The sequence below is a fragment of the Hydrogenophaga sp. NH-16 genome (assembly GCF_004006415.1).
Lineage (GTDB): Bacteria > Pseudomonadota > Gammaproteobacteria > Burkholderiales > Burkholderiaceae_C > Hydrogenophaga > Hydrogenophaga pseudoflava.
In genome coordinates, this window is the sequence record NZ_CP029344.1 from 2,144,588 (window position 1) to 2,166,197 (window position 21,610).

Genomic DNA, 21,610 nt, shown 5'->3' on the forward strand with positions numbered 1-21,610 from the left:
AACCGGACAGTTCTGAACTACAGGCTGGCCGCTTCGTTGGGTTGAACTGACCTGCTGTTGACGAACTCATTCGGGGTCAGGTTGCCGAGCGAGCTGTGTGGACGGTGGTGGTTGTAGTCGTCCTGCCAAGCCTTCAATTTCTCCCGGGCATCGTGCAGCGTGACGAATTCGTTGACGTTGAGGAACTCGTCGCGCAGCCGGCCGTTGAACGACTCGATCAGGCCATTATCCGTGGGCTTTCCGGGACGGGTGTAGTCGAGTTTGATCCCTCGCCGATACGCCCATTCGTCCAGCGCTTTCGAGGTGAATTCCGTCCCGTTGTCCACGGTGATTGCTTTGGGCCAACCGCGGTGCCTGGCGACCTCGTCCAGCGCCTGCGCCACGCACCGGCCTGACAGCCGGAAGTTGGCCTCCAGGCACACACCCTCGCGACTCCACTGAGCAATGACCGTGAGGATGCGAAACGCGCGGCCATCGTGCGTCTGGTCATGCACAAAATCCATGCTCCAGTGCTGATTCGGGCCCGTAGGCTTGGCAGCCCTCAGAGCTTTTTTTTGACGACCTCCTGCAGGATCTGTTTGTCCAGCGTCAGATCGGCCACGATGCGCCGCAAGCGCGCGTTCTCGTCTTCAAGCTGCCGCAGCTTGCGCAGCTCGCTCACGCCCAGCTCGCCGTACCTCTTCTTCCACGTGTAGAACGTGGCCTCCGAGATGCCGATCTGGCGGCACACGTCCACCACCGGTGTGCCACCGTCGGCCATTCGCAGCGCATAGGCGATCTGCTCTTCGCTGAATCGGGACTTCTTCATCGCTTCTCCTTGCCCCTCTCGGAGCCTCGGGAAGCAACCGTACCTCTAGTTTTGACCTGTCGCGGTTTTCCTGGGGAACGTCACTGAAAGTTTTTAGTGTCAGATCGCTGTGGCTTGAAGCGCAGAGCAGGCTTTTCGACAAGGTACCAACTGGCTAAAGCTATGGACAACAACGGCAATGGTAGTGACCAAGCGATGTCCGTAGTAGTGGATACCAGTTGGCGTTTGACCAAAAACAGAATAATTGGCATGTGGAAGATGTATAGGCCGTAGCTGATGTCAGGGAACCGCCACGGTATTAGGCGCAGGCCTGCCATACCAGTCCAAACCACTGCAAAGGCTTGGAAGCTTACCGGAGAGTATTGAAACAGTGTGTGAAGTCCCCTTGAAAACCTGAACCACCCGGAAGTAGAGAATTCCCCAAGACGGAGTCTCTACATGAAGAAATCCAGTCCCACCGGTCGAGTACCGTGTCAAACTGTTCCCCAACCTCTACTTCTGACTGGCTCAGGAATTCGAGGAGACTTCAGGCGGGCGGCAGAAAGGGCTTACCTGAGTTTTCAACCAAGAACCCAAGTGCCTCCTCATACATGTTCCGTCAGCGTCGCGGCTGAGGGGGATTGCATCATTCCATTCGCCGCTGTCGCCCGGGCGCGCGGGGTGGAGTGGGCTTGTCAGTCAACGCAGACATCCGACCGCAACCCATTTGGTCACTTGCAGAAAGCAAAAAGCCATAAACGGCTGATCCGCTTATGGCCTTTTGAATAAGTCTTTAAAAATCAAAGACTTGGCTCTTTCTGCAAACCGCCAAAAGGGTCGGTTTGCAGAAAGGTTTGCAGAAACGATCACACGTCGATGTTCCCCGCCCGCAAGGCGTTGGTTTCGATGAAATCCCGCCGCGGCTCCACCTCATCCCCCATCAACATGGTGAACACGCGGTCGGCTTCGATCGCGTCGTCGATCTGCACGCGCAGCAGGCGGCGCACCTGCGGGTCCATGGTGGTTTCCCACAGCTGCTCGGGGTTCATTTCGCCCAGGCCTTTGTAGCGCTGGCGGCTGGTGGTGCGTTCGGCTTCGCTGATGAGCCACTGCATGGCCTGGCGGAAGTCGCCGACCTTTTCTTCCTTCTGCTTGTCGCCTTCGCCGCGCTGCGCCTTGGCGCCTTCGCCCAGCAGGCCGCGGAAGGTGTCGGCCGCGGTGGCCAGGGCGGCGTAGTCGGCGCCGTGCACGAAGTCCTGCGTGAGGATGCTGCTCTTGACGTTGCCGTGGTGGCGGCGGCTGATGCGCAGGATGGGTTTGTCGCTGCGCGCATCGAATTCGCCGGCCACTTCGGGCGGCACGCCGGTGGTGCTCAGCTCGGCCAGCTTGGCCTGCATGGCGACGGCGCTGGCTTCGGCCTCTTCCACGGTGTCGAGCTTGACGCTCACGCCGTCGGCAATCGCACGCAGCGCTTCGGCGTCCATGAAGTTGGAGAGGCGCTCGATCACGCGCTCGGCCGCCTGGTGCTTGCGCGCCAGCTCGGCCAGGGTGTCGCCTTCGAGCACGGTGTTGGCGGCGCCACCGGTCTGCACCTTGGCGCCGTTCAGGGCGATGCGCAGCAGGTACTGGTCCAGCGCGGGCGCGTCCTTCAGGTACAGCTCTTCCTTGCCGTTCTTCACCTTGTACAGCGGCGGTTGCGCGATGTAGATGTGGCCGCGTTCGACCAGTTCGGGCATCTGGCGGTAGAAGAAGGTCAGCAGCAGGGTGCGGATGTGGGCGCCGTCGACGTCGGCGTCGGTCATGATGATGATGCGGTGGTAGCGCAGCTTGGCGACGTCGAAGTCGTCCTTGCCTTCACCGCCCGAACCCTCGCCGCCGGCCTTGCCGATGCCGGTGCCCAGCGCGGTGATGAGGGTCAGGATTTCGTTGGAGGACAGCAGCTTTTCGTAGCGCGCCTTCTCCACGTTCAGGATCTTGCCGCGCAGCGGCAGGATCGCCTGGAACTTGCGGTCGCGTCCCTGCTTGGCCGAGCCACCGGCGGAGTCGCCCTCGACGATGTAGATCTCGCACAGGGCGGGGTCTTTCTCCTGGCAGTCGGCCAGCTTGCCCGGCAGGCCCATGCCGTCGAGCACGCCCTTGCGGCGTGTCATCTCACGGGCCTTGCGGGCGGCTTCGCGGGCGCGGGCGGCTTCGACGATCTTGCCGCAGATGATCTTGGCGTCGTTGGGCTTTTCCTGCAGGTAGTCGGTCAGCAGGCGGGCCACCACGTCTTCCACCGGGCCACGCACTTCGCTGGACACCAGCTTGTCCTTGGTCTGGCTGCTGAACTTGGGTTCGGGCACCTTGACGGAGAGCACGCAGCACAGGCCTTCGCGCATGTCGTCACCAGTCACTTCGACCTTGGCCTTCTTCGCGAAGTCGTTCTCTTCGATGTACTTGTTGATGACGCGCGTCATCGCGGCGCGCAGGCCGGTCAGGTGGGTGCCGCCGTCGCGCTGCGGGATGTTGTTGGTGAAGCAGAGCACCTGCTCGTTGTAGCCGCTGTTCCACTGCATGGCCACCTCGACACCGATGTTGGTGCCCTGGTCGCTTTGCCGGTCGCCGATGGCGTGGAAGCAGTTGGGGTGCAGGACCTGCTTGCCCTTGTTGATGAACTCGACAAAGCCCTTGACGCCGCCGGCGCCCGAGAAGTCGTCTTCCTTGCCGCTGCGCTCGTCCTTCAGGCGGATGCGCACGCCGTTGTTCAGGAACGAGAGTTCGCGCAGGCGCTTGGCCAGGATCTCGTAGTGGAAGTCGTTGTTCTCTTTGAAAATCTCGGTATCGGGCAGGAAGTGCACCTCGGTGCCGCGCTTCTCGGTCGCGCCGATGACCTTCATCGGCGAGACCTCGACGCCGTCGCGCTGCTCGACGAGGCGGTTCTGCACGAAGCCGCGCGCGAACTCGATCTGGTGCACCTGGCCTTCACGGCGCACCGTCAGGCGCAGCCACACGGACAGCGCGTTCACGCAGGACACGCCCACGCCGTGCAGGCCGCCCGAGACCTTGTAGCTGTTCTGGTTGAACTTGCCGCCCGCGTGCAGCTCGGTCAGCGCGATTTCGGCGGCCGAGCGCCTGGGCTCGTGCTTGTCGTCCATCTTCACACCGGTCGGGATGCCGCGGCCGTTGTCGGTCACGCTGATCGAGTTGTCGGTGTGGATGGTGACGACGATGTCGTCGCAGTGGCCGGCCAGGGCTTCGTCGATGGAGTTGTCCACCACTTCGAAGACGAGGTGGTGCAGGCCGGTGCCGTCGGACGTGTCGCCGATGTACATGCCCGGGCGCTTGCGAACGGCCTCCAGGCCTTCCAGGATCTGGATCGCCCCCTCGCCATAGCCTTCACTGGCGCCGGCCTGGTTCGCGTCGATCTTGGGCTGGAAATTGGAGCTGTCGGCGCCTGCTTCACCGGTGTGAACGGCGTCTTTTCCGGAATCGGCGGGCTTGTTGGCTTCGGACATGGTGAATTTCTCTGACTTCTAGAAACGCCAAACCCGCTGATCAGCGGGTTGGCATGCAAGTTGGCTGCGGGTGTTGCGGATCAGATCCGCATGGGCATGACCACGTACTTGAACGCGTTGTCTTCGGGGTTGGTGATCAGCGCGGAGCTGTTGCCGTCCTGCAGTTCGATGCGGACCATTTCCTGGCCCATGTTCTGCAGCGCATCGATCAGGTAGGTGACGTTGAAGCCGATTTCGATGGCGTCGCCGCCGTAGTCGATGTCGAGCTCGTCGACCGCCTCTTCCTGTTCGGCGTTGCTGGACGCCACGCGCAGCGTGCCCGGCTCGACGTTCAGGCGCACGCCCTTGAACTTCTCGCTCGTCATGATGGCGGTGCGTTGCAGGCTGGCCAGCAGCGGCTGGCGGCCCAGCGTGACGATGTTCTTGTGGTTCTTGGGGATGACGCGGTTGTAGTCGGGGAACTTGCCCTCGACCAGCTTGGTGACGAACTCCATGCCGTCGAAGCTGAACTTGGCCTGGTTGGCCGCGAACTGCATCTCGATCGCGCCTTCCTTGTCGGACAGCAGGCGCTGCAGCTCCAGCACGGTCTTGCGCGGCAGGATGACTTCCTGCTTGGGCACTTCCACGTCCAGCTCGGCGCTGGCAAACGCGAGGCGGTGGCCATCGGTGGCGACCAGCGAGAGCTTCGTACCCTCGGCCACGAACAGGATGCCGTTGAGGTAGTAGCGGATGTCGTGCACCGCCATCGCGAACGACACCTGACCCAGCAGGCTCTTGAGCGTCTTTTGCGGCACCGAGAACACGGGGCCGAAGCTGGCCGACTCCTGCACCAGTGGGAAGTCCTCGGGCGGCATGCTCTGCAGGGTGAAGCGGCTCTTGCCGCCCTTGAGAATGGTCTTGCCACCGGTGTGCTCCAGGCTCACAGCCTGGTCGGCCGGCATGGTGCGCAGGATGTCGATCAGCTTGCGCGCGCCGATCGTGGTGGCGAAGCTGCCGTCGTCGCCGCCCAGTTCGGCCGTGGTGCGGATCTGGATTTCCAGGTCGCTGGTGGTCAGCTGCACCTGGCCTCCGGTCTTGCGCAGCAGCACGTTGGCCAGGATGGGCAGCGTGTGACGCCGCTCGACGATGCCGGCGACCGACTGCAGCGCGGCCAGCACCTGGGCCTGGGAAGACTTCAAAACGATCATGTCAGACTCTTTCGTCACTGGTTGACTGGCGCTCTGTCGCGGCGCTCTCCTCGGGCATGCCTCTCAGCCCCCTCGAAACCCAAAACGTAGCTATTTTCACCTGTTTTTACAGACCGCTCCGGGCGCCCCCGGTCAGCCTTTCAGGGTCTGCTCCAGCACGTGCAGCTGCTGGTTCAGCTCCGTGTTGGTCTGGCGCTCGGCCGCGATCTTGCGCACTGCGTGCAGCACCGTCGTGTGGTCCCGGCCGCCGAACAGCTCGCCGATCTCGGGCAGGCTTTTCTGGGTCAGCTCCTTGGCCAGGAACATCGCGATCTGGCGCGGCCGGGCGATGCTGGCCGGGCGCTTCTTGCTGTACATGTCCGCGACCTTGATCTTGTAGTAGTCGGCCACCGTCTTCTGGATGTTCTCGACCGAGATCTGGCGGTTCTGGATCGACAGCAGGTCCTTGAGTGCATCGCGAGCCAGCTGGATCGATATCTCTTTCTGGTTGAAACGGCTGTAGGCCAGGATCTTGCGCAGCGCGCCTTCGAGTTCGCGCACGTTCGAGCGCACGTTCTTGGCGACGAAGAAGGCGACCTCCTCGGGCATCACGGCATTCTCGGCCGCGGCCTTGTTGATCAGGATCGCCACGCGCATTTCCAGCTCGGGCGGTTCGATGGCCACCGTCAGACCCGAATCGAAGCGAGAAACCAGGCGCTCGTGGATGTCGGCCAGACCCTTGGGATAGGTGTCGCTGGTCAGCACGATGTGGCTCTTGCGGGCCAGCAGCGCCTCGAACGCGTTGAAGAACTCTTCCTGCGTGCGTTCCTTGTTGGCGAAGAACTGCACGTCGTCGATCAGCAGCAGATCGAGCGAGTGGTACCGCTCCTTGAACTCGTCAAACGTCTTGCGCTGGTAGGACTTGACCACATCCGAGACGAACTGCTCGGCGTGGATGTACAGAACCTTGGCCTGCGGCTTGTCGGCCAGCAACTGGTTGCCGATGGCGTGCACCAGGTGGGTCTTGCCCAGACCGACGCCGCCATAGATGAACAGCGGGTTGTAGAGCTGACCCAGGCTGCCGGCCACGTGCATCGCGGCGGCGCGCGCCATGCGGTTGGCCGAGCCTTCAACCAGCGTAGCGAAGGTCAGCGCCGGGTTCAGGCGGCTGCGCGGTCCGGTGGCTGCGGTGGGCTCAGCGGGCGCCACATCGGGCAGCTCGGCCAGCACCTGTTCCTGCACGGTGCGCGTCGACGGGGTGCTTCGGATGGTGGTTTCGCGAGGAGCAAGCGCTAACTCCAGTACCACGGGAGCACCCTGGATGCCCTCCAGCAAGGCGGTGATCCGGGCCGCGTACTGCGCCCGGATCCAGTCCATCTTGAAGCGGTTGGCGACCGCCACGGTGACGCGCGACCCGTCGGGCGCGACCGTGGCCGAGAGCGGACGGATCCAGGTGTTGAACTGCTGCTCGGGGATTTCCTGGGCGAGACGGTCGACGCAGGACAGCCAGAGCGACGAGGCGTCGCTGGCAGCAGAAAGGGGGGAATGGCCCTCGATCATGAAACGGGAAGGAAAGATTGTTCTTGTGGACAAACGGCTCGGGGCTGGACCGGCATTGTAGGCCCGCCGAAAAGTTATCCACACCCCTCGGGCGACTGTTACATGTTCGTCCGAAGGAGCCGCAGATCAGCCCTTGACCAAGGCTGGCGACGGCCGCACTTGCCGCCTTCAGGCTTTATCGGCGATAATTGCGGGTTTCCCTCCAACTTGAATCGCCCTGGCCTTGCCTGGGCCGCACTGCCATGGCAATGAAACGCACCTACCAGCCTTCGAAGATCAAGCGCGCCCGTACCCACGGTTTCCTCGTGCGCATGAAGACCCGCGGTGGCCGCGCCGTCATCAACGCACGCCGCGCCAAGGGCCGCAAGCGTCTGGCCGTCTGAGCCTGATCCGCCCTGCCGCATCGATCAGTCCTTGGTCGGCCGGGCCCACGCTCTCCAGCGCGCCTGTGACTCCGGTCGTCTGATGCAGCGCATCCGGACCCGGCCCCAGTTCCAGGCTGCCATGGCGGGTGCCATCGTGGCCAAAACCCCTCATTTCGCCCTGCACCGGTTGGCACTGCCAGGCACGGAGCACGGGCGTTTGCTGTTTCCGGTGTCTGACACCTGGGTTGGCGTCGTGTTGCCCAAGCGCTGGGCCAAGCGGGCCGTCACCCGCAACGCCATCCGGCGCCAGGTGTACGAGGCCACCCGCCTGGCCGCGAGCCAGTTGCCGCCGGCGGCGCTGGTCGTGCGGCTGCGCAGCGGGTTCAGCCGCGAGCAGTTCGTGAGCGCCACCTCGGACGTGCTCAAACGGGCGGTGCGCGCCGAACTGACCCAGTTGCTGGGACGCATCGCCGCACGGCCGGAGCTTGCGGCATGATGCGCGACTGGCCGCGCCAGGCCCTCATCGGACTGGTCAAGGGCTACCGCCTGTTGCTCAGTCCCTGGCTGGGCGGCAGTTGCCGTTTCGAGCCCACCTGCTCGGTCTACGCGCTGGGGGCCTTGCAGCGCCACGGCGCTCTGGCCGGTGGGTATCTGATGCTCAGGCGCATCGGGCGCTGTGGTCCCTGGTGCGAGGGCGGTTGCGACCCGGTGCCCGACGCGGCGCCCGCACTGTTCTCTCACCTGATTCCTGTTTCCTCAGAAAAGAAGAACCCTTCATGAACGACATCCGCCGTTCCATCCTCTGGGTGGTTTTTGGTTTTTCGATGGTCCTGATCTGGGACAAGTGGCAGATCCACAACGGCAAGGCACCGACGTTCTTCCCGTCGTCGGCCGCGACCGCGCCGGCTGAGCAGAAAGCGGCGCCGGCGGCCGATGCCAGCGTGCCGGCCGCCACCTCCGCCAGTGCTTCCGCCGCTTCCGGAGCGGCGGCGCCTGATGCGGGTGCGCCCGCTCCGGCGGCTGTGCGCCACGAGGTGACCACCGATGTGTTCAAGCTGACCTTCAACAGCGAAGGCGGTTCGCTGATCGGCGCGACGCTGCTGAAGCACGCCAGCAAGCAGCTGGGCTCCGAGCCGTTCCAGCTGCTGGCCCAGAACGACCAGCACACCTACATCGCGCAGACCGGCCTGATCGGCGGCAGCTTCCCGACGCACAAGACGCCGATGGCGCTGGTGCCCGGACCCAACTCGCTGGCCGATGGTCAGGACACGCTGGCGGTGAAGTTCGAGTCGGCCGACGTCGGCGGCGTCAAGCTGGTCAAGACCTACACGCTCAAGCGTGGCAGCTACACCATCGACGTCGCGCACGAGGTGGTCAACACCGGCGCCGCGCCGGTGACACCGCAGCTCTACGTGCAGCTGGTGCGAGACGGCAACAAGACCGACAGCGAGACGCCGTTCTATTCGACCTTCACCGGTCCGGCGGTCTACACCTCGGCCCAGAAGTACCAGAAGATCGAATTCGGCCAGATCACCGACAACAAGGCCACCTTCGAGAAGAGCGCCACGGACGGCTACGTGGCCATGGTGCAGCACTATTTCACCTCCGCCTGGCTGCTGCCCGAGGGCGCGGCGCGCGAGAACTTCGCCCGCCGAATCGACAACAACCTGTTCTCCATCGGCGCGATCAGCACCTTGCCCGCCATCGCCCCCGGCCAGAGCCAGAAGCTCGACGCGCGTCTGTTCGTGGGCCCGCAACTGGAGAAGGTGCTGGAGACCACGGCCCCCGGTCTGGAGCTGGTCAAGGACTACGGCTGGCTGACCATCATTGCCAAGCCGCTGTACTGGCTGCTGGAGAAGATCCACGGCTTCGTGGGCAACTGGGGCTGGGCGATCGTGCTGCTGGTGGTGCTGCTCAAGGCGGCGTTCTACTGGCTCAACGCCAGCGCATACCGCTCGATGGCCAAGATGAAGGCCATCAACCCGCGCATCACGGAAATGCGTGAGCGCCTGAAGGGCAACCCGCAGCTGATGCAGCAGGAGATGATGAAGATCTACCGGGAGGAGAAGGTCAACCCGCTGGGTGGTTGTTTCCCCATCCTGATCCAGATTCCGGTGTTCATCGCGCTGTACTGGGTGCTGCTGTCGTCGGTGGAGATGCGCAACGCGCCGTGGATGGGCTGGATCACCGACCTCTCGACCAAGGACCCGTTCTACGTGCTGCCGTTCGTGATGACGCTGACCACGATCGTGCAGACCGCGCTGAACCCGCTGCCGCCCGATCCGCTGCAGGCCAAGATGATGTGGCTGATGCCGCTGATGTTCTCGGTCATGTTCTTCTTCTTCCCGGCCGGTCTGGTGCTGTACTGGATCACGAACAACCTGCTGACCATCGCCCAGCAGGCGTACATCAACAGCAAGATGGGCGTGCCGCTGAAGATCACCAATCCGATCACCCTGTTCAAGAGCTGAACAACGGGTTGAACCATCCGATGGGCCTGCGATGCAGGCCCATTGTTTTTCCGCCTATCCTTTGGCCCATGCTCGCTGCGTCCCGTGACCCCATCGCCGCCATCGCCACCGCACCCGGTCGCGGGGCGGTGGGCATCGTGCGGGTGTCGGGCCAGGGGCTGGCAGCGTTCGTGCGGGCGCTGCTCGGGCGTGCGCTGAAAGCCCGCGAGGCGACCTACCTGCCCTTTCCCGACGCCGCCGGCCAGCCCATCGACCACGGACTGGCGCTGTGGTTTCCCGGCCCGCATTCCTACACCGGCGAGGACGTGCTGGAGTTGCAGGGCCACGGCGGGCCGGTGGTGCTGCAACTGCTGCTGGCGCGTTGCCTTCAGGTGGCGCAGTCCACAGGTGCCGACGGCCAGCCGTTGCTGCGCGGTCTGCGCCCCGCGCGTGCGGGCGAGTTCACCGAACGCGCGTTCCTGAACGACAAGCTGGACCTGGCGCAGGCCGAGGCGGTGGCCGACCTGATCGACGCCAGCACCGAGGCTGCGGCGCGCAGTGCCAGCCGGTCGCTGGCGGGTGTGTTCTCCCAGCGCATCCACGCGCTGCGCGACGCGCTGGTGAACCTGCGCATGCTGGTCGAGGCGACGCTGGATTTCCCCGAGGAAGAGATCGACTTCCTGCAGAAGGCCGACGCCACCGGCCAGCTGGCGCGCCTGCGCGCCGGGCTGGATGCGGTGCTCGCCGAGGCGCGCCAGGGTGCCCTGCTGCGCGACGGCCTGAAGGTGGTGATCGCCGGTCAGCCCAACGCGGGCAAGAGTTCGCTGCTGAACGCACTGGCCGGGGCCGAGCTGGCCATCGTGACTCCCATTGCCGGCACCACGCGCGACCTGGTGCAGCAGACCATCCAGATCGAAGGCGTGCCGCTGCATGTGATCGACACCGCGGGCCTGCGCCACGGCGCCGACGTGGACGAGGTGGAGCAGATCGGCATTCAGCGCGCCTGGGGCCAGATCGAACAGGCCGATGCGGTGCTGTTCCTGCACGACCTCAGCCGCGCCGACCAGGCCGACTACCAGGCGGCCGACGCGGCCATCGCTGCCGACTTGCCCGCGGGTGTGACGCTGCTGCCGGTGTGGAACAAGCGGGACCAGTGCAGCGCGGGCGCGATGCCCTTGAAGGCGCGCGCCGAGGCGGCCGGCGAACTGGTCATCTCGGCCAAGCAGGGCGAAGGCCTGGAGGCGCTGCGCCAGCGCCTGCTTGACCTGGCCGGCTGGCAGCACGCGGGCGACGGCCTGTTCATGGCCCGCGAGCGGCACCTGCAGGCGTTGCGCCGCGTGGGCGAGCACCTGGCGCTGGCGCACGAGCACCTGGCGGCGCGGGCCGAGCACCTGGACCTGCTGGCCGAAGAGCTGCGGCTGGCGCAGGTGGCGCTGGGCGAGATCACCGGCGAGTTCAGCGCCGACGACCTGCTGGGCGAGATCTTTTCCAGGTTCTGCATCGGGAAGTGAGCACCGGCGGGCCGCTGGCCTGGGTACAAAATCTCACACTTGTACCCCCCCACCGGACAGGCCTGCGATGAGTGCTTCCGAGTTCGATACCGACGCGACGACCACGGCACCCGCGCTGGAGGCCGTGCGCCTGCCCGTGGTGCACGGACCCGGTGTGGCGACCGCCCTGGCCGAGCTGGGCCGCACCGAGGACGTGCATCTGTCGCCTGACAACCGGCGGCTGGCCATTGCAGGTCACTTGAGCAATCGCGTGCTGGTCCTGGGCATCGACATCGACTGGGGCGCGAAGGACCCCCATGTGCGCCTGCACAGTCCCCAGCCATTCGTCTCGCGCGAGTTTTCCTACCCCCATGGTCTGTTCTGGAGCAGCGACGACACCCTGCTGGTGGCCAATCGCCAGGGTGGTGTGCCGGTGTTCCACATTCCACCGCCCACCGGGGGCGCGACACCCTGTGAACTTCAACCGCTGCTGCGCCTTGAGGCCGCCCATCCGGGGCTGGTGGAGACGCCGGGGTCCGTCAGCGCCCGTCCCCTGGCGTGTGGTTGCCTGGATGTGCTGGTGTGCAACAACTACACGCACCAGGTGACCCAGCACCTGGTGGACCTGGACGGTGCCCGGCCAGGCGCCGTCGCGGGGTCACCTCTGCTGGCCCGGGGGCTGGACATACCCGACGGGGTGGCCCACAGCCCCGACGGACAATGGATCGCTGTCAGCAACCACAACGAGCATTGCGTGCGCCTGTATGACACCAGCCGGCCGCTCGGGCCGGATGCCGAGCCCGATGCCCGCCTGCTGGGTGTCGACTATCCCCACGGCCTGCGTTTCGTGGAGAACTCGCGGCGCATCCTGGTGGCCGACGCTGGTGCGCCGTTCGTACACGTCTACACCTGTCCCGATGGTCGGTGGCAGGGCGAGCAGCGGCACGGCTGCCGGCTGCGGGTGCTGGACGAGCACACCTTTCTGCAGGGGCGCTCCAACCCACAGGAGGGAGGTCCCAAGGGGCTGGACCTGGACCGATCGGGGCGCCTGATGGTGATCACCAACGAGATGGTTCCGCTGGCCTTCTTTGATCTTCGGTCGCTGCCCGGGCCTTCGCTGGAGGATGGGCGGGCGGACCCGTGTCCGGCGGAGGTCCGGCCGATGCAGGATGCCCAGGTCTGGCGACGCCAGGTGCAGGGACTCGCGCGCACACTCGGGCGTCTGGAAGAGCGGTTGCAGTCGCAGGTCGCCTTGGCGGCGGACCTGGCGCAGAAGAACGCTCAGCTGTCGCAACGGGAAGACCACTGCCGGCTGGTGGAACGGGCCCTTGCACAGTCGCAGGCTGCATTGGCCGAAAGCCAGCGAGGGATGGCCGAGCTCTTGGCCAGCCGGTCGTGGCGGTTGATGGCGCCTTACCGCCTGGCCGGCCGCGTGTTCCGGCGCTGGTTCTCGGGCGTCAAAGTGTGACGGGGCGTTAACAGGCCCACCGCTGGCCTCCTTTAGGACGCCACCGGGAGCCAAAGCGTAAGCAACGGTAACCATGGCTTGTGGGGCCATGGCTCCCACCGGTATGGTGCAGGGATGAATGCCCGAGTACCCACCGATCCGCGGTTCGACGTGCTGGCGCTGGCGCAAGCCATGCGCACCAGCAACGCGCTGGATGCGGTGCCGGTGAACCTTTCGGATGCGCAATGGCAGTTGCTGGGCGACTACCTGCAGCCGGTGACCCTCAGCCAGGGGCAGGTTCTCATTGAGCAGGGCGTCAAGGACCGGACGGTCTACTTTGTCGAAAGCGGCAGCCTCACCGTGCATTACGAAGACGACAAGGACCGTGTGCGCATCGCCATGGTCGGCGCGGGTTCGGTGCTGGGCGAAGGGGCGTTCTTCAGTCACCTGCCCCGCAGCGCGACGGTGAACGCCGGTGGCCACAGCCGGCTGTGGTGCCTGACCCCGTTGCGGTTCCGCGAGCTGTCCACCCGCTTCCCTGTTATTGCACTGGAACTGACCGTGGCCATGGCGGCGGTGCTGGCCCGGCGCATGTACAACAAGCCCAAGCGCGTGGCCGTCACCTGATGCGGGTGCACGACTTCGGGCGACCGGTGCTGAGAGTCTGTCCCGCTGCAGCTGTCACAAGTCAACGTTCCTGAAGGCATACTTCGCCCATGTCCCTCCTGCGCTGGCTGCAAGCCAAAAAGTCCGATGCCGGAGCCACTGGCGGGCGCAAGCCCCGTCGCTCCTTCGGCCAGACCACATTGCCCCTGATCTCCCCGCGGCGGGGACGGCGCATCCTGCGCCGCGAGCAGCTGTTTTCGGTCGTGCGCGAGTCCCTGATCCGCGCGGGCGTGCTGTCCACCAGCTACGAGTTCAAAGTGCTGGCCCTGGACTCCACGGGCGACGGCTTCCTGGTGCTGATCAACCTTACGCTGCCAGCCGACGTGATGCCCGACGAGTACCTGCTGGAGATTGAGCGCTGGATCCAGGGCAGCGCCCGATCGCGCCATTCCATGCAGGTGCAGGCGGTGTACTGGCGCCGCCAGCCGGTGCACGATCTGCGGGGTGTTGCACTCAAGGCCTCGGTGGCGGCGCAGACCCGGCGCGAGAGCGCCGCGGCATCCGGTTCCGCCCGCCCGCTGGCTCCCGAACAGGTGGCGGCATTCCGCTCGGCCCTGGAGACCCCGGCGCTGCCTGCACACCGCATGGAGGCCCCGGCCGTGGCCCAGATGGAGCAACCGCCGGAAGTCCACAGCGATTTCGCCGGACTGAGCGAAACCCAGTACGGCAGGCTCTGACCAGGCCCGGCGGGCCGCGCTCAATGACCCTCGAAATGCACCAGCGTGAAGAGGGGCAGGCCGGAGTCGAGCAGTTTGCGTGAACCGCCGAGTTCCGGCAGATCCACGATGGCCGCCCCTTCGATCACCTCGGCCCCCAGCTTCTCCAGCAGGCGGCGACCAGCCATCATGGTGCCGCCGGTGGCGATCAGGTCGTCGATCAGCAGCACACGGTCGCCGGACTTCACCGCGTCGGTGTGCAGTTCGACCGTGGCGCTGCCGTACTCCAGCTCATAGGTCTCCTCCACCGTGGTGAAGGGCAGCTTGCCCTTCTTGCGGATCGGCACGAAGCCGACACCCAGCTCGTAGGCCAGCACCGAACCGATGATGAAGCCGCGGGCATCAAGCCCCGCCACCACGGAGGGCCGCAGCGACGGCTCCATGTAGCGGTGCACGAAGGTGTCGATCAGCACCCGGAAGACCCGCGGGTCCTGCAGCAGCGGCGTGATGTCACGGAACTGCACGCCCGGCGCGGGCCAGTCGGGCACGGTGCGGATGTGGCTCTTGAGAAAGGCGGTGGTGTCCATGGAAGCCATTATGAAGACACCGCCGCCGCGCTCAGGCGACGGGTTTGAACTGGTAGCCGCTGCCCGCGGTCTCGATGGTGCCCAACGCCGGGAATGGGAAGTGGTAGCCGCCTGCCGTCACCTTGTCCTTGACCAGCATGTCGAACACGCGGCGGCGGGTCTGGCGGGCCAGTTCGGCGTCCATGTCGAACTGCACCGCCCAGTCGGGGCTGCGCGCGAACAGCGAGGGCACGTTGGTCAGGTCGGCCACGTACATGAACTTCTGGCCTTCGGACTGCACCGACACCATGCTCATGCCGGGCGTGTGACCGAACGCCGCCTCGGCCTTGATACCGGGCGCGAGTTCCTGGCCGGGCTCGTACTTCACCAAGATGTCGGCCGGCAGGCTGCCGATGACTTTGCGAGCGTTCTCGAAGGCGCCTTTGGCGGCCGGGGGCGCCGCGTTCATCTTCGCGTCGTCGAACCAGAAGGCGTGTTCCGGCGCCGGCACGTGCACCTTGGCCTTGGGAAAGGCCAGCGAACCGTCCTTCTTGCGCAGACCGTTGATGTGGTCGCCGTGGTAGTGACTGATGACCACGTGGTCGACGTCTTCGGGCTTGAAGCCGGCGGCGGCCAGCTGCGCTGCGAGCTTGCCGGTGGTCGGCGGTCCGTTGTCGGCAAAGCCGGTGTCCAGCAGGAAGCGGCCGGCCGGCGTCACCACCAGAAACGGCGTGAACGGGATGTCGACGTAGTCGGTGGGCAGGTTCTGAGAGGCCAGCAGCGACTTGACCTGCTCCAGCGGCACGTTGCGCACGAACTCCTCGCCCAACGGGCGGCGCAGCGCGCCATCGTTGAGCGCGATCACTTCCATGGCACCCAGCTTCATGCGCTTGACGCCGGTGGCCGGCAGCGTCGGCGGACCGAAGTTCGGCGTGGCCTGCTGCGACCACGCGGACGAGAAGGTCAGGGCGGCGGCGCCGGCCATGCCGGTGCCCAGGAAAGCACGTCGATCCATCGGAAAATCTTTCAGCGGGTTGAAAGACGATGCGACGTCAATGCCGCGAGAGGGTTCCCGGCGGATGGATTGGGGAAAACCCGAGGGCTCAGCCCCCGCCCAGCAGCTTTTCTTCTGCCAGGGCCAGCGCAGGAGCCTTGCCGCTGAGCACCAGGGTGTCGCCGCCGTCGAGCACGGTGGTGTCGTCAAACGGCGTGTTCTGGCCTCCGGCGCGCCGCAGGCTGGCCACGCGCACGCCCATGGCCTCCAGCGCCACACTGCCCAGCGTTCGACCCACCTTGCGCCCGCCCGGCGGAATCGTCACCGTCGACAGCCGTTCGTGTTCGGCTTCCTCCGCACTGCCGTCATCGGCGCCGTGGAAGTAGCCCTTGAGCAGGCTGTAGCGGGCGTCGCGCTGGTCCTGCACCACCCGGATCACGCGCCGCATGGGCACGCCCACCAGCGCCAGCGCGTGGCTGGCCAGCATCAGGCTGGCCTCGATCGCTTCGGGCACCACCTCGGTCGCGCCGGCGGCGCGCAGCTTGCCGTCGTCGACATCATCGATGGTGCGCACCACCACCGGCACCTGCGGTGCGTGTTCGTGCGCGTGATGCAGGACTTTGAGCGCGCTGGCGGTCTCGATGTAGGTGATGACCACCGCGCTGGCGCGGTGCAGGCCGGCGGCCATGAGCGCCTGCAGCCGTGCCGCGTCACCGAACACCACGGAATGGCCGGCGGCGGCGGCCTGGCGCACCCGGTCCGGGTCCAGGTCCAGCGCCATGTAGGGGATGCCTTCGGCCTCCAGCAGCCGCGCCAGGTTCTGGCCGCAGCGGCCGTAGCCGCAGATGATCACGTGCTTGTCGGCGTTGATCGAGCGGCGCGCGATGCTGGTCATCTGCACCGACTGCATCAGCCAGTCGCTGCCCACCACGCGGGTGACGATGTCGTTGGTGTACTGGATGATGAAGGGCGTGGCGAGCATGGAGATCACCATGCTCGCCAGGATGGGGTTGAACAGCGCGGGCGGCACCAGCTGGTGCCGCCCGGCCAGCGACAGCAGCACCAGGCCGAACTCGCCGGCCTGGCACAGGTAGAGGCCGGTGCGCAGGGCGGTGCCCATGGGTGCGCCGAACAGCCGCGTCAGGCTGGTGATCATGCCGATCTTGAACGCCAGCGAGAGCGAGAGCAGCAACAACACGAGCGGCCAGCGCTCCAGCACCAGACGCCAGTCCAGCAGCATGCCGATGGTGATGAAGAACAGGCCCAGCAGCACGTCGTGGAAGGGCCGGATGTCGGTCTCCACCTGGTGCTTGTATTCGGTCTCCGAGATCAGCATGCCGGCGACGAAGGCACCCAGCGCCAGCGACAGGCCCGCGTGTTCGGTCATCCAGGCCAGACCCAGGGTGATGAGCAGCAGGTTGAGCATGAACAGCTCGTCGCTCTTGCGGCGCGCCACCTGGGTCAGCCACCAGCGCATCAGCTTCTGCCCGCCGGTCAGCAGGATGCCCAGCAGCACGGCGGCCTTGAGCAGGGCGATGCCCAGCGCCTTGAACAGCTCGTCGGGCGGTGAACCCAGGGCCGGAATCAGCACCAGCAGCGGCACCACGGCCAGGTCCTGGAACAGCAGGATGCCGACCACGCGCTTGCCATGCTCGGACTCCAGCTCCAGCCGCTCGGCCACCAGCTTGATCACGATGGCGGTGCTGCTCATGGCCATCACGCCGCCCAGGGCCAGCGCCATCTGCCATTCCATCTTCCACCAGGTCGGCAGGAGCCAGCCCAGCGCCAGCGAGGCCAGGGTGGTCAGCAGCACGGTCAGCACCACCTGGGACAGACCCAGTCCGAACACGTGGCGCTTCATGGCGCGCAGCTTGGGCAGGCTGAACTCCAGTCCGATCACGAACATCAGGAACACCACGCCGAACTCGGCCAGGTAGCGCAGGCCCTGCGAGTTCTGGGCCAGCGCCAGCGCATTCGGCCCGATCACCACGCCGACCACCAGGTAGCCCAGCATGGGCGGCAGCCGCAGCATGCGGCAGCCGACCACGCCCAGCACGGCCGCCAGCAGGTACAGCAGGGTGATGTCCAGGGAATTCATGCGCCCTGATGGTAATGGGTGCCCCACGCGATAATCCGCCCATGAGCACGGCCCTTTCCCTAGAAGCCACGCGCCTGCTGGCGATGGCGCGCGAGACCCTTCAGATCGAGGCCGAGGCGGTGACGGCGCTGGCCGGCCGGCTCGACGAGCGATTCGCCGATGCGGTGCGCTGCCTGCTGGCCTGCACGGGCCGCGTGGTGGTCACCGGCATGGGCAAGAGCGGCCACATCGGCCGCAAGCTCGCCGCCACCCTGGCCTCGACCGGCACGCCCGCCATGTTCGTGCACCCGGCCGAAGCCAGCCACGGCGACCTGGGCATGATCACGCCCGCCGACGTGGTGCTGGGCATCAGCAACAGCGGCGAGAGCGACGAGCTGTCGGCCATCCTGCCGCTGATCAAGCGCATGGGTGTGCCCTTGGTCGCCTTCACCGGCCGGCCGGATTCGACCCTGGCCCGCCACGCCGATGTGGTGCTGGACACCGCGGTCGCGCGCGAGGCCTGTCCGCACAACCTCGCGCCCACGGCCAGCACCACCGCACAGCTGGCGCTGGGCGACGCGCTCGCGGTGGCGCTGCTGAACGCCCGGGGCTTCAAGGCCGACGACTTCGCCCGTTCCCACCCGGGCGGATCGCTGGGGCGCAAGCTGCTGACCCATGTCAGCGACGTGATGCGCAGCGGCGACGACGTGCCGCGTGTGACCCTTGATGTGCCGCTGATGGGCCTGATGCGCGAGATGAGCGCCAAGGGGCTGGGCATGAGCGCCGTGGTCGACGGGGACGGGCAGGTGCTGGGCATCTTCACCGACGGCGACCTGCGGCGGGTCATCGAGCGCACCGGCAACAGCACCGACCTGCGGGCGTTGAGCGCCGGGGACGTGATGCATCCGAACCCGCGCACCGTGCGTGCCGATGCGCTGGCGGTCGAAGCGGCCGACCTGATGGAAGCCAGCCGCATCACCAGCGTGCTGGTGGTCGACGACACCGGCGCCCTGGTGGGCGCCCTCAACAGCAACGACCTGATGCGGGCGAAAGTCATCTGAGCCGGCCACCCGTTAGCATTGCCGGATGTCCGAGAACCTGCCGCCCTTGCGCCCCGTGCTGAACATTGATCCCGAGTTGCTGCTGCGGGCGCAGCCGGTGCGCGTGGTGTTCTTCGATGTCGACGGGGTGCTCACCGACGGCGGCCTGTATTTCGGCGAGTCGGGCGAAGCACTCAAGCGCTTTCACACGCTCGACGGCCACGGCATCAAGCTGCTGCAGCGCGCGGGCATCACGCCGGCTGTGGTCAGCGGTCGCGATTCTCTGGCGCTGCGGGCCCGGTTGTCCGCGCTGGGGGTGCGCCACACCCGCTTTGGCACCGAGGACAAGCGCCCCGCCGCCGAGGCCATCCTGGCCGAACTGGGCCTGGACTGGTCGGCCGCGGCCGCCATGGGGGACGACTGGCCGGACCTGCCCATGCTGCGCCGTGTGGCCTTCGCCTGCGTCCCGCCGACCGCCCATCCCGAGGTGCTGGCACTGGCCCATCATGTGACGCAGCGCCTGCCCGGTGCCGGGGCCGTGCGCGAGCTGTGCGACCTGCTGCTGGTGGCGCGAGGCGCCTATTCGGCGGAGCTGGAGGCGGCGGCGCGATGAACACCGCAACCCTGCCGGGGCCCTCTTCTGGCCGCCACAGCTTTTCGCGCTGGTGGGACCGGATGTCCATCTACCTGCCCGTGCTGCTCATGATGCTGCTGGCGCTCGCCTCGTACTGGCTGTTGCGGGCGACCCCGATTCCCGAAGAGCCCGGGCCCAAGCCCGAGGTGACCCACGAGCCCGATTACTTCATGCAGCGCTTCTCGGTCAAGGTGTTTGAACCGAGCGGGACACTGAAGACCGAGTTGTACGGTACGGCGGCGCGGCACCATCCCGACGACGGGACCCTGGTGGTGGATGCCGCCCGCGTGCGCTCCTTCGGGCAGCAGCGCCAGCTCTCCACCGCCACGGCCCGGCAGATCACCAGCAACGACGAAGGCACGGTGTTTGTGCTGGAGGGCAACGCCGCCGTGGTCCGTCAGGCCGGCAAAGGCGTCAACGGGGAACCGCTGCCGCGGCTGGAATTTCACGGCGAGTACCTGCGGGTGAGCACCGAGCCGGAGCACATCATGTCCGACCAGCCCGTGCTGCTGGTGCGCGATCAGGACCAGATCACGGCCGACAACCTCGACTATGCGGGCGACGCCCGTGTGGCGGTGCTCACGGGCCACGTGCGCGCCTTGTTCGCCCCCCGCCCATGAGCAGCGTGCCTGGAACCAGCGCGCCGCTGGCCTTCATCACCGGCGCTTCCAGCGGCATCGGTCAGGCGCTTGCCTTGCGCTGTGCCCGCGCCGGTTACCGGCTGGCTCTGGTGGCCCGGCGCAGCGAAGAGCTGCAGGCCTGGGTGGACGCGCAGGGCTGGGACGCCCAGCGCTGCCGCGTCTACCGGGCCGATGTGGCCGACATCGATGGCATCGTGCAGGCCGGCCTGGGCTGCCTTGAGCAGCAGGGCGTGCCCGAGGTGGTGGTGGCCAACGCCGGCATCAGCATCGGCATGGACACCGCCGAACGCGACGATCTGGTGGTGATGGCGCGTACCTTTGCCACCAACAACACCGGGATGGCCGCCACCTTCCATCCCTTCGTGGCGGCCATGCGCGCGCGCGGCAGCGGGCGGCTGGTCGGCATCGCCAGCGTGGCGGCGATCCGGGGCCTGCCGGGGCACGGGGCCTACTGCGCCAGCAAGGCCGCCGTGGTGGCCTATTGCGAAAGCCTGCGCGGTGAGCTGCGGGGCAGCGGTGTGCGGGTGGTGACCTTGCTGCCGGGCTACGTGGACACGCCGCTGACCCGCGAGAACCGCTATGCGATGCCGTTTCTGCTCAGCCCCGAGGTGTTTGCCGACCGGGCCTTCGCCGCGATCGAGGCCGGCAGCAGCTACCGCGTCATTCCCTGGCAGATGGGGGTGGTGGCCAAGTTGTTGCGGCTGTTGCCCAACGCCTGGTTCGACCGGCTGCTGGCGGGGCGTGCGCGCAAACACCGCCAGGGCCAGGGCAAGCCGGCGTCCTGACGCTGTTGGTTCAAGGCGCCCCGGCATGAAAAAAAGCCCCTCGTCGAGGGGCTTTTGTTCGGGGCTTGCAGGCCTGTGCGAAGACCGGCCTGCCTGAGAATCAGTAACCGCCGCGACCGCCACCGCCTTCACGACGGCCGCCGTTGCCGTAGGGACTGCGGAAACCGCCGTCGCCACCGCCACCGCCGTAGCCGCCTTCACGACGGCCGCCGCCGAAACCACCGCCACCGGAGCGGGGGGGGCGCGGTTCCATGGGGCGGGCTTCGTTGACCACCAAGCTGCGGCCGCCCAGCGACTGGCCGTTCATGCCCTGGATGGCGGCCTGAGCTTCGGCATCGCTGCCCATCTCGACAAAACCGAAACCCTTGGAGCGACCGGTGTCGCGCTCCATCATGACCTTGGCGCTGTTGACAGAGCCGAAGGCGCTGAAGGACTGTTGCAGGTCTTCGTCGCGCACGCTGTAGGGCAGGTTGCCCACGTACAGTTTGTTGCCCATGGTTGGGACTCCTAGAAACACAGAAAAAGATAGCGATGGAGCCCCGGCAGCAAACAATTCTGTAGCACGCGAAACCAACCGATCACTTGTTTTGCGCGCGTTTTGGACGCTCGCCGGGCCATTATGCGCCGTTTGTCTGAAAGCGAGTTCTTTTTTTGGGGGGGCGTCAAGCCGCCTTCGGCGCTGGTGCGCATTTGCAACACAGGGCATCCGGCAGGGGCCCGTTGTGCGACAGAACATGGGTCGTGGCCTTCCCTCTATACTGCTTCCCAGCGCCGATTTGTCCGGATTGCGGG

At 66.3% G+C, this 21,610-nt stretch carries 20 protein-coding genes and 1 pseudogene; 12 read left to right on the forward strand and 9 right to left on the reverse strand.

Annotation, left to right across the window (positions count from 1 at the left end; translation table 11 throughout):
- Nucleotides 1–17 precede the first annotated feature (17 nt).
- The 5 genes and pseudogenes from DD542_RS10415 to dnaA form a co-directional block, all read right to left on the reverse strand.
- A pseudogene (locus DD542_RS10415) lies at nt 18–554 on the reverse strand (IS3 family transposase); the annotation flags it as partial.
- Complete coding sequence (locus DD542_RS23950; RefSeq protein WP_347232072.1) at nt 542–808, reverse strand: transposase; 267 nt, start codon at nt 806–808, stop codon at nt 542–544. The pseudogene DD542_RS10415 and the gene DD542_RS23950, both read right to left, overlap by 13 nt.
- 845 nt (nt 809–1,653) lie before the next feature.
- A complete protein-coding gene (gene gyrB / locus DD542_RS10420) occupies nt 1,654–4,281 on the reverse strand; it encodes a DNA topoisomerase (ATP-hydrolyzing) subunit B (RefSeq protein WP_206610794.1) in 2,628 nt (875 codons plus the stop codon).
- Nucleotides 4,282–4,361: 80 nt separating this feature from the next.
- A complete protein-coding gene (dnaN, locus tag DD542_RS10425; RefSeq protein WP_066160732.1) occupies nt 4,362–5,468 on the reverse strand; it encodes a DNA polymerase III subunit beta in 1,107 nt (368 codons plus the stop codon).
- A gap of 132 nt (nt 5,469–5,600) precedes the next feature.
- Nucleotides 5,601–7,007 (reverse strand): chromosomal replication initiator protein DnaA, encoded by a 1,407-nt coding sequence (gene dnaA / locus DD542_RS10430; RefSeq protein ID WP_066160735.1) that lies wholly within the window; start codon nt 7,005–7,007, stop codon nt 5,601–5,603.
- Between the two features lie 248 nt (nt 7,008–7,255).
- Here dnaA and rpmH point away from each other — a divergent pair, with 248 nt between their 5' ends.
- The 8 genes from rpmH (at nt 7,256) to DD542_RS10470 (ending at nt 14,102) form a co-directional block, all read left to right on the forward strand.
- A complete protein-coding gene (gene rpmH, locus DD542_RS10435; protein ID WP_066096666.1) occupies nt 7,256–7,390 on the forward strand; it encodes a 50S ribosomal protein L34 in 135 nt (44 codons plus the stop codon).
- An 82-nt stretch (nt 7,391–7,472) separates the two neighbouring features.
- Nucleotides 7,473–7,868: a ribonuclease P protein component gene (locus DD542_RS10440; protein WP_066160738.1), complete on the forward strand. Its 396-nt coding sequence runs from the start codon at nt 7,473–7,475 to the stop codon at nt 7,866–7,868.
- A complete protein-coding gene (gene yidD, locus DD542_RS10445) occupies nt 7,865–8,152 on the forward strand; it encodes a membrane protein insertion efficiency factor YidD (protein WP_066160741.1) in 288 nt (95 codons plus the stop codon). Before DD542_RS10440 ends, yidD begins: the two co-directional genes overlap by 4 nt.
- Nucleotides 8,149–9,843, forward strand: a complete 1,695-nt coding sequence (gene yidC, locus DD542_RS10450; protein ID WP_066160744.1) for a membrane protein insertase YidC — start codon at nt 8,149–8,151, stop codon at nt 9,841–9,843. The genes yidD and yidC overlap by 4 nt, the downstream gene beginning before the upstream one ends.
- Before the next feature lie 68 nt (nt 9,844–9,911).
- Nucleotides 9,912–11,333, forward strand: a complete 1,422-nt coding sequence (gene mnmE / locus DD542_RS10455) for a tRNA uridine-5-carboxymethylaminomethyl(34) synthesis GTPase MnmE (RefSeq protein WP_127805591.1) — start codon at nt 9,912–9,914, stop codon at nt 11,331–11,333.
- Nucleotides 11,334–11,400: 67 nt separating this feature from the next.
- Nucleotides 11,401–12,780, forward strand: a complete 1,380-nt coding sequence (locus tag DD542_RS10460) for an LpqB family beta-propeller domain-containing protein (RefSeq protein ID WP_127805593.1) — start codon at nt 11,401–11,403, stop codon at nt 12,778–12,780.
- 114 nt (nt 12,781–12,894) lie between these two features.
- Nucleotides 12,895–13,386, forward strand: coding sequence for a cyclic nucleotide-binding domain-containing protein (locus DD542_RS10465; RefSeq protein WP_127805595.1), 492 nt, complete (start codon nt 12,895–12,897; stop codon nt 13,384–13,386).
- 89 nt (nt 13,387–13,475) lie between these two features.
- On the forward strand, nt 13,476–14,102 hold the full coding sequence (locus DD542_RS10470; RefSeq protein WP_066160755.1) for a hypothetical protein: 627 nt from the start codon (nt 13,476–13,478) through the stop codon (nt 14,100–14,102).
- A 20-nt stretch (nt 14,103–14,122) separates the two neighbouring features.
- Here the strand turns inward: DD542_RS10470 and DD542_RS10475 are convergent, their stop codons facing one another.
- The 3 genes from DD542_RS10475 to DD542_RS10485 all read right to left on the reverse strand — a co-directional run bounded on the left by DD542_RS10475 (nt 14,123) and on the right by DD542_RS10485 (nt 17,739).
- Nucleotides 14,123–14,668 (reverse strand): adenine phosphoribosyltransferase, encoded by a 546-nt coding sequence (locus tag DD542_RS10475; RefSeq protein WP_179130083.1) that lies wholly within the window; start codon nt 14,666–14,668, stop codon nt 14,123–14,125.
- Between the two features lie 31 nt (nt 14,669–14,699).
- Nucleotides 14,700–15,662 (reverse strand): MBL fold metallo-hydrolase, encoded by a 963-nt coding sequence (locus tag DD542_RS10480; protein WP_127805597.1) that lies wholly within the window; start codon nt 15,660–15,662, stop codon nt 14,700–14,702.
- Nucleotides 15,663–15,750: 88 nt separating this feature from the next.
- Nucleotides 15,751–17,739 (reverse strand): monovalent cation:proton antiporter family protein, encoded by a 1,989-nt coding sequence (locus DD542_RS10485; protein ID WP_127805599.1) that lies wholly within the window; start codon nt 17,737–17,739, stop codon nt 15,751–15,753.
- 41 nt (nt 17,740–17,780) lie between these two features.
- Here DD542_RS10485 and DD542_RS10490 point away from each other — a divergent pair, with 41 nt between their 5' ends.
- The 4 genes from DD542_RS10490 to DD542_RS10505 are packed head-to-tail and all read left to right on the forward strand — an operon-like array spanning nt 17,781 to nt 20,818.
- Entirely contained in the window at nt 17,781–18,779 is a 999-nt protein-coding gene (locus DD542_RS10490; RefSeq protein ID WP_066160764.1) for a KpsF/GutQ family sugar-phosphate isomerase, read from the forward strand.
- 25 nt (nt 18,780–18,804) lie between these two features.
- Complete coding sequence (locus DD542_RS10495; RefSeq protein ID WP_127805601.1) at nt 18,805–19,371, forward strand: HAD hydrolase family protein; 567 nt, start codon at nt 18,805–18,807, stop codon at nt 19,369–19,371.
- Nucleotides 19,368–20,012, forward strand: coding sequence for an LPS export ABC transporter periplasmic protein LptC (gene lptC / locus DD542_RS10500; RefSeq protein WP_127805603.1), 645 nt, complete (start codon nt 19,368–19,370; stop codon nt 20,010–20,012). The genes DD542_RS10495 and lptC overlap by 4 nt, the downstream gene beginning before the upstream one ends.
- The gene (locus DD542_RS10505) at nt 20,009–20,818 is read left to right on the forward strand and encodes an SDR family oxidoreductase (RefSeq protein WP_127805605.1); all 810 of its coding nucleotides are present in this window, start codon (nt 20,009–20,011) and stop codon (nt 20,816–20,818) included. The genes lptC and DD542_RS10505 overlap by 4 nt, the downstream gene beginning before the upstream one ends.
- Nucleotides 20,819–20,918: 100 nt before the next feature.
- Here DD542_RS10505 and DD542_RS10510 read toward each other — a convergent pair whose 3' ends face one another.
- The gene (locus DD542_RS10510) at nt 20,919–21,314 is read right to left on the reverse strand and encodes an RNA-binding protein (RefSeq protein WP_066160776.1); all 396 of its coding nucleotides are present in this window, start codon (nt 21,312–21,314) and stop codon (nt 20,919–20,921) included.
- Between the last annotated feature and the right edge of the window lie 296 nt (nt 21,315–21,610).

What these genes read in the sequence shown, in the direction of transcription:
- DD542_RS23950 (WP_347232072.1), bottom strand. Translation starts at nt 808, where the DNA reads ATGAAGAAGTCCCGATTCAGCGAAGAGCAGATCGCCTATGCGCTGCGA.
- gyrB (WP_206610794.1), bottom strand. Translation starts at nt 4,281, where the DNA reads ATGTCCGAAGCCAACAAGCCCGCCGATTCCGGAAAAGACGCCGTTCAC.
- dnaN (WP_066160732.1), bottom strand. Translation starts at nt 5,468, where the DNA reads ATGATCGTTTTGAAGTCTTCCCAGGCCCAGGTGCTGGCCGCGCTGCAG.
- dnaA (WP_066160735.1), bottom strand. Translation starts at nt 7,007, where the DNA reads ATGATCGAGGGCCATTCCCCCCTTTCTGCTGCCAGCGACGCCTCGTCG.
- rpmH (WP_066096666.1), top strand. Translation starts at nt 7,256, where the DNA reads ATGAAACGCACCTACCAGCCTTCGAAGATCAAGCGCGCCCGTACCCAC.
- DD542_RS10440 (WP_066160738.1), top strand. Translation starts at nt 7,473, where the DNA reads ATGCAGCGCATCCGGACCCGGCCCCAGTTCCAGGCTGCCATGGCGGGT.
- yidD (WP_066160741.1), top strand. Translation starts at nt 7,865, where the DNA reads ATGATGCGCGACTGGCCGCGCCAGGCCCTCATCGGACTGGTCAAGGGC.
- yidC (WP_066160744.1), top strand. Translation starts at nt 8,149, where the DNA reads ATGAACGACATCCGCCGTTCCATCCTCTGGGTGGTTTTTGGTTTTTCG.
- mnmE (WP_127805591.1), top strand. Translation starts at nt 9,912, where the DNA reads ATGCTCGCTGCGTCCCGTGACCCCATCGCCGCCATCGCCACCGCACCC.
- DD542_RS10460 (WP_127805593.1), top strand. Translation starts at nt 11,401, where the DNA reads ATGAGTGCTTCCGAGTTCGATACCGACGCGACGACCACGGCACCCGCG.
- DD542_RS10465 (WP_127805595.1), top strand. Translation starts at nt 12,895, where the DNA reads ATGAATGCCCGAGTACCCACCGATCCGCGGTTCGACGTGCTGGCGCTG.
- DD542_RS10470 (WP_066160755.1), top strand. Translation starts at nt 13,476, where the DNA reads ATGTCCCTCCTGCGCTGGCTGCAAGCCAAAAAGTCCGATGCCGGAGCC.
- DD542_RS10475 (WP_179130083.1), bottom strand. Translation starts at nt 14,668, where the DNA reads ATGGACACCACCGCCTTTCTCAAGAGCCACATCCGCACCGTGCCCGAC.
- DD542_RS10480 (WP_127805597.1), bottom strand. Translation starts at nt 15,662, where the DNA reads ATGGATCGACGTGCTTTCCTGGGCACCGGCATGGCCGGCGCCGCCGCC.
- DD542_RS10485 (WP_127805599.1), bottom strand. Translation starts at nt 17,739, where the DNA reads ATGAATTCCCTGGACATCACCCTGCTGTACCTGCTGGCGGCCGTGCTG.
- DD542_RS10490 (WP_066160764.1), top strand. Translation starts at nt 17,781, where the DNA reads ATGAGCACGGCCCTTTCCCTAGAAGCCACGCGCCTGCTGGCGATGGCG.
- DD542_RS10495 (WP_127805601.1), top strand. Translation starts at nt 18,805, where the DNA reads ATGTCCGAGAACCTGCCGCCCTTGCGCCCCGTGCTGAACATTGATCCC.
- lptC (WP_127805603.1), top strand. Translation starts at nt 19,368, where the DNA reads ATGAACACCGCAACCCTGCCGGGGCCCTCTTCTGGCCGCCACAGCTTT.
- DD542_RS10505 (WP_127805605.1), top strand. Translation starts at nt 20,009, where the DNA reads ATGAGCAGCGTGCCTGGAACCAGCGCGCCGCTGGCCTTCATCACCGGC.
- DD542_RS10510 (WP_066160776.1), bottom strand. Translation starts at nt 21,314, where the DNA reads ATGGGCAACAAACTGTACGTGGGCAACCTGCCCTACAGCGTGCGCGAC.